4 protein-coding genes are annotated in these 4,734 nt (G+C 71.2%); 2 read left to right on the top strand and 2 right to left on the bottom strand.

The annotated features are described in order from the left end of the window. Positions 1-590 (bottom strand): nitrate- and nitrite sensing domain-containing protein (locus Q1N79_RS28100; RefSeq protein ID WP_300614075.1); only part of this gene is annotated, 590 nt, incomplete at its 3' end. 237 nt (positions 591-827) lie between these two features. Here Q1N79_RS28100 and pcrA point away from each other — a divergent pair. After that, positions 828-3,140: a DNA helicase PcrA gene (gene pcrA, locus Q1N79_RS28095; RefSeq protein WP_300614074.1), complete on the top strand. Its 2,313-nt coding sequence runs from the start codon at positions 828-830 to the stop codon at positions 3,138-3,140. 31 nt (positions 3,141-3,171) lie between these two features. On the opposite strand, the gene Q1N79_RS28090 is transcribed toward pcrA, so the two are convergent. Beyond that, positions 3,172-4,047, bottom strand: a complete 876-nt coding sequence (locus tag Q1N79_RS28090; RefSeq protein WP_300614073.1) for a DUF6542 domain-containing protein — start codon at positions 4,045-4,047, stop codon at positions 3,172-3,174. A gap of 502 nt (positions 4,048-4,549) precedes the next feature. Between Q1N79_RS28090 and Q1N79_RS28085 the strand changes: the two genes are divergently transcribed. Next, on the top strand, positions 4,550-4,734 hold a 185-nt coding region (locus tag Q1N79_RS28085; protein WP_300614072.1), incomplete at its 3' end, for a hypothetical protein.

The following is a 4,734-nucleotide window of genomic DNA, read 5'->3' as shown; positions in this document are numbered from 1 at the left end:
CCCGCGGCCTGGCTGAAGGCCACCCGGTCGGCGGCGGTCAGCGATCCGCTCGCGAGCGCTCCCGCCAGCACGGCGTCCTGCTCCGACACGTCCTCCTGGGTGTTGACCGCGGAGATCAGCCCGAGGCCCTGCTCGACGGCGGTCGCGTCCGCGATGCTGCTCGCCTCGGCCTGCAGCACCGCCCCCTGGTCGGCGATCATGCCGGTGTAGGCCGCGAGCGCGTTCAGCGGGGTCAGCACCCTGTCGGTGACCTCGGTGCGCAGCGCGGGCAGGCCGCCCAGGGCCGAGGTCATCGTGGCGATGCCGGCGGTCTCCTGCGGGGTCGTGCTGTCCTTGGTGCCCGCCGAGTTGAGCGCCGCCGTGAGCGACACCTCGCCGTTCCTCGTGGTCGTGACCGCGCTCTGGTAGGCGCTGAGGTTCGCCGCGTCTGGTTGCGACAGGTACACGACCGCGGCGCGGCGCTCGCTTTGCAGCAGGTTGACGAAGTTCGTCATCGGCTCGGCGGTGGCATCGATGAGGTTCGGCGCCCGGTCCAGGTTCAGCCAGTTCGTCACCGACGTGTACGCCACATACCCGAACAGGCCGAGCATGGTGATCAGCGGAATCGCAACCAGGAAGGAGATTCTGAGCCGAATGGACCGACCGCGCGATCCCATGAGACCCCCTGCGGGTTCGGGTAGGAGAAGGACACGATACCGCGTAACGACACTGGATCGTGGCCAAATCGGTACATTTGGTCATCGATTTCCGCAGGTGGCAGCCACAAAGCGGGCACTAAGGCCGCGCCGCGCCGCCTTTTGTCGGCCGGTGCGCCTAGGCTTATAGCCATGCCCTCGACCGCGACGTCGAATTCCCCTGTTGGCGGAGCCAAGTCGGCCCTTCTCGACGGCCTCAACCCGCAGCAGCGCGCTGCCGTCGTGCATGCCGGCGGTCCGCTGCTCATCGTGGCCGGCGCGGGCTCGGGCAAGACGCGGGTGCTGACCCACCGCATCGCCTACCTGCTGGCCGAGCGGGACGTCCCGCCTGGCGAGATCCTGGCGATCACGTTCACCAACAAGGCGGCCGGCGAGATGGCCGCCCGGGTCGCGCACCTGGTCGGCGATCGCCGCGCCCGCGCGATGTGGGTGATGACGTTCCACTCCGCGTGCGTGCGGATCCTGCGCAGGGAGGCGAAGCGATTCGGCTACCCGGCGAGCTTTTCGATCTACGACGCCGCGGACTCGCAGCGGCTGATGACGCTGGTCTGCCGCGAGCTCGAACTCGACCCGAGGCAGTACCCGCCGAAGGCGGTCGCGGCGCAGATCTCGAACGCCAAGAACGAGCTCACCGACTACGAGTCGTTCGTCTCCCGCGCCAGGACCGCGCGGGAGAAGGCGGTCGCGGAGGCCTACGCGGAGTACCAGCGCCGCCTGGCAGCGGCCGGCGCGCTTGACTTCGACGACCTGATCATGATCACGGTCAACCTGCTGCAGGCCTTCCCGGACGTCGCGCTGGCCTACCGGCGCCGCTTCAGGCACGTGCTCGTGGACGAGTACCAGGACACCAACCACGCCCAGTACGTCCTGGTCCGCGAGCTGGTCTCGGGTGGTTCAGGTCTTTTCTCATCCCGAACGGGCCGGGCCGCCTCTGGCACGTCACCCGACTCCGATGAGGTGGTGACTCCCTCAGAGCTCTGCGTGGTCGGTGACGCCGACCAGTCCATCTACGCCTTCAGGGGCGCGACGATCAGGAACATCGTCGAGTTCGAGCAGGACTACCCGGACGCGACCGTGATCCTGCTCGAGCAGAACTACCGGTCGACGCAGAACATCCTGGCCGCGGCCAACGCGGTCGTGTCGCGCAACCCCGGCCGCAAGCCGAAGAACCTGTGGTCCGACGCGGGCGCCGGCCCGCCGATCGTCGGCTACGTCGCCGACAGCGAGCACGACGAGGCGGCGTTCGTCGCCGAGGAGGTGGACAAGCTCACCGACGAGGGCGCGGCGACCCCCGGCCAGGTGGCGGTCTTCTACCGGACGAACGCGCAGTCCCGGGTGTTCGAGGAAGTGTTCATCCGGGTCGGGCTGCCGTACCGGGTGGTCGGCGGCGTCCGGTTCTACGAGCGGCGCGAGGTGCGCGACCTGCTGGCCTACCTGCGGCTGATCGCCAACCCGGCGGACGAGGTGTCGCTGCGCCGGGTGCTCAACGTGCCCAGGCGCGGCATCGGCGAGCGGGCCGAAGAGTACGTGGCCGGCTACGCCGCCAGGGAGCGCGTCTCGTTCGCCGAGGCGCTGCGCACGCCGGACGACGTGCCGGGCCTGGCGGCCAGGTCCGCGGCGGCGATCGCTGGGTTCAACGCGCTGATCGACGACCTGCGCGAGCAGGCCGCCGCCGGCGGCCCGGTCGCCGAACTGGTGGAGGCGGTGCTCGACCGGACCGGCTACCAGGTGTCGCTGGAGACCTCACCAGACCTGCAGGACGCCACCCGGGTGGAGAACCTGCAGGAAATGGTGTCGGTGGCGCGCGAATTCGACGGCGCGACCCCGGATGGCACGCTCGCCGACTTCCTCGAGCGGGTCGCGCTTGTCGCGGACGCGGACGAGATACCGGACGGCGAGGAGCACGGCGGCATGGTGACGCTGATGACGCTGCACACCGCCAAGGGCCTGGAATTCCCCGTGGTGTTCCTGACCGGCATGGAGGAGGAGGTGTTCCCGCACCAGCGGTCGCTGACCAGCCAGCGCGAGCTTGAGGAGGAGCGGCGGCTCGCCTACGTGGGGATCACCCGGGCCAAGCAGCGGCTGTACCTGACCCGCGCCGCGGCACGGAACTGGTGGGGGCGCCCGGCGTTCCACACGCCGTCGCGGTTCCTGTCCGAGATCCCGTCGTCGCTGATCGAGTGGCGGCGCGACGCGATAGCCGCCGCCGCGGCGGCGTCGCCGGCGTCCGAGCGCATGGCGTCGCGGTCAGGGGTTACCTCCGTGGGCAACAGGGCCGTTCCGGTCCTCGCGCCCGGCGACCGGGTGACACACGACAAGTTCGGGCTCGGCACCGTGGTGTCCGCGGACGGGTACGGTGACCAGGCAGAAGCCAAGATCGACTTCGGCGGCGAGTACGGGGTCAAGCACCTGGTCCTGCGGTACGCGCCGCTGGAGAAGCTCTAGCACCCGGCTTGACCGGCCGTGGGCATGGCGCTCAGCGCTGGGCCCACGGGTCGCGCGGATCGCGGGCAGCCCGCTGGCGTCTGGTGCCCTGGGGATCCTGGGGATCCCGGGAATCCCGTCGATCGCGCTGCCCGCCGCGCTGGCCGCGCTCGCGTGGCAGCCGGGGGTCGCGCGCGTCGGCGGCGCCCCACGGGTCGATGTACCTGGGAGTCCGCGGTTCGCGGGAGGCGCGCTGCCCCGGCGCACGCACGGCGTCGGGCTGGCGTCCGCCGCCGGACCCGGCGGCGGACGCCAGGAAGCGCCCGGAAACGAACTGCCTCGCGACCAGCCAGCGGCCGCCTGCGATGACCAGGACCAGGATGGTCGCGGCGCACATCCCGAAGAAGACATCGGCGATCCACTGCAGGAAGCTGGCGGCCAGCGCGGCCTTCGAGGTGTCCAGGCTCCTATCGCGCACGGCCCCGGTCAGCACGGCGGCGAGGAAGAACGTGAGGGCGGGCAGCGGGATCAGCACGTAGCTGGCGCGCCGCCGGATGCCGAGCGCGGCGACGACGCAGCCCACGATGATGAACAGGTCGAGCAGGCGGCCCGGTTCGCCGCCGGTCACCAGCGTGCCGATCGCGCCGAGCACGGCGGCGCCCGCCACGACGCAGACCGCGGCCAAGGGGGGCAGCGCGCCTATCCAGCGCAGCAGCGGACCCTGCCGCCTGGCCCCGAACCCGCCGTCGCTGCCGCCGGTACCCGGGTACCCGCGCCCGGCGCCGGCTTGGCCGGGATTCCGGCCTGCCGGGGAACCCCGCTCGCGCGGCCCTGGCCCGGGCTGGCCGGGACCGCTGCGACCTGCAAAGCGCGGGTCGGTGCCGCCCGGGTTGCTACCGCCCTGGCCCCCGCTGGCGCGCTGCGACACCCTGGGGTATCGCCAGGGGTAGGCATTGTTACCCGCGGCCGTCCGACCGGAGGGAGCGCCGTTGTCGCCGCCGCGTCCGCGCTCGGCCCCGCCCCGGCCTGACCCGGCCGAGCCCCGCCCCGAGCCGTTACCGTGGGCGTCGGGGGCACTAGGGGCGCCTGGGGCGCCTGCGGCGCCGGCTGGCCGTCCGGGATCAGCCCCGCGTGGCGCCGGCCGGGAGAGGCCGCCGCGCGCAGGCCCGGATCTGGGCTCCTGCCCGGGAGATGTGGTCATTGCTGCAGAGATTAATGCATCGAGTCCTAAGAACGCCCCAATCGATGACCGTCTGTTTCGCGCGACGGCCCCGCGCGTCACATATCGGGCGGTCCCGGGTGGTAAAGACCCAGCCCAGGGCACCTGCGGCGACACTGCTTGAAGCGAGATCCTTACAACTAAGCTTTCCCTCAGCTGAAGCAGGTAGTCTTCCGCACGATGGTGATAAGCCAGACCGGAGGAGATGGCGATGTTCAGCGGGCACGGCGGGGCGATCGCCGCCAAGACCGGATACGCGCTCGGCTGCGTGCTCGCCTCGCTGGTCATGGTGGTGAGCGGCTTCGCCTACTACGTCAAGAGCCAGGTCGACGGCATCGGCGGCTCGAACGTGATCTCGGGCAGCCCGTCGGTCGGCGCGATGAACATCCTGCTGAT

Origin of the sequence: Trebonia sp., assembly GCF_030042015.1 — a bacterium.
Taxonomy (GTDB): Bacteria; Actinomycetota; Actinomycetes; order Streptosporangiales; family Streptosporangiaceae; genus Trebonia.
The sequence above is the reverse complement of the archived record's forward strand: the minus strand, read 5'-3'. Positions and strand labels throughout refer to the sequence as shown.